The sequence below is a fragment of the Phocaeicola sp. RTP21198st1_B8_RTP21198_201120 genome (assembly GCF_040929485.1).
GTDB classification, from domain to species: domain Bacteria; phylum Bacteroidota; class Bacteroidia; order Bacteroidales; family Bacteroidaceae; genus Phocaeicola; species Phocaeicola dorei.
Genome location: NZ_JBCOCI010000500.1, coordinates 1 through 1,111 on the forward strand (window position 1 = coordinate 1; position 1,111 = coordinate 1,111).

The window sequence follows — 1,111 nt, forward strand, 5'->3', positions numbered from 1 at the left end:
GTTTGCATCAAAAGCATTATGTCCGCCCGGACGACCTACGATACTGGTAATAATTCCTTTGCGGTCAATATCCTCTTTTGAATACATGAAATCGACAAAAGCATTCCATTTTCCAAGATTCAACTCGTTACCTAAAGCATAATAATACATATTGTGACTTTTTGCCTCGTTCATGACCGAAGCCGACCAACGGGTTTTAAATACATTATTGAAATTACCGTTCCAGTTCAATGTATAAACCAGTGGCATTTTGCCCGATTTCAGATCGGGGAGATTGCCTTCGGCATCCTCTGTGATTCCGTAAGTATTATCGAAAGAACTGTTACGGCTGTTCAATATTTGCAGGTTAAGTTGCTGTTCGGGAGTAATGTTATAACCCACATTCAATCCGGTCATGAAATTACTCATGTAATCAATCATATCACTGTATTGATAGATGTCGATCGGATTCAGGTCGAACTCGATACCACCGTATGCGGCACATTGCTTTCCTGCAAAAAGACTAAACTGGTCATTCAGCTTGATGACGATAGCGGTAAGACAGCCAGTTGTTGATATTTCCTTTGGCTTCGATACGAAGTTGGTGCATATTAAAGTCACCCTCCTGAAAACCATTCTGGAAATGAGCGTCAAAGCTCCCTTGCATATTCAGATAAAGATTGAATTTATCTGTTTTCTTTTTCACGTCTGTCAGCTCTTCAAACAGGGGAGTGTTCGGATTGAATTTCTCCTTTTTCTCTGCTTTTTGAGCATATACTCCCTGTATGCTGCCCGCGAGGAGCAGCATGAATATCCATTTTTTCATAAGTAAGTCAGGTTTTTAGTATTCGTTGAAATATTGCTGAATCTGTTTCCAGTCTGTAGTTTTTGTTAGTGCAAGCATTAACAAAACACGAGATTTCTGCGGGTTCAGTTCCTGCGAAGCCACAAACTGATATTTGGCGTCGTCCACCTCTGCATCCAGTGTGGTAGGTCCGGTCGGGACACGGGAAGAACGAACGACAAGAATACCTTTTTGGCGGGCATCCGTCAGTACCGGGAAGATGTTCTGGTGAATATTTCCGTTTCCTACTCCTGCGTGGATGATGCCTTTGTATCCGTTGCTAAGCAT

The 1,111-nt window shown here is 42.1% G+C and carries 2 pseudogenes; both read right to left on the reverse strand.

From position 1 onward, the window contains the following. Window positions 1-805 (reverse strand): annotated as a pseudogene (locus AB5935_RS27610) (porin); the annotation flags it as partial. A gap of 15 nt (window positions 806-820) precedes the next feature. After that, a pseudogene (gene ansB / locus AB5935_RS27615) lies at window positions 821-1,111 on the reverse strand (L-asparaginase 2); the annotation flags it as partial.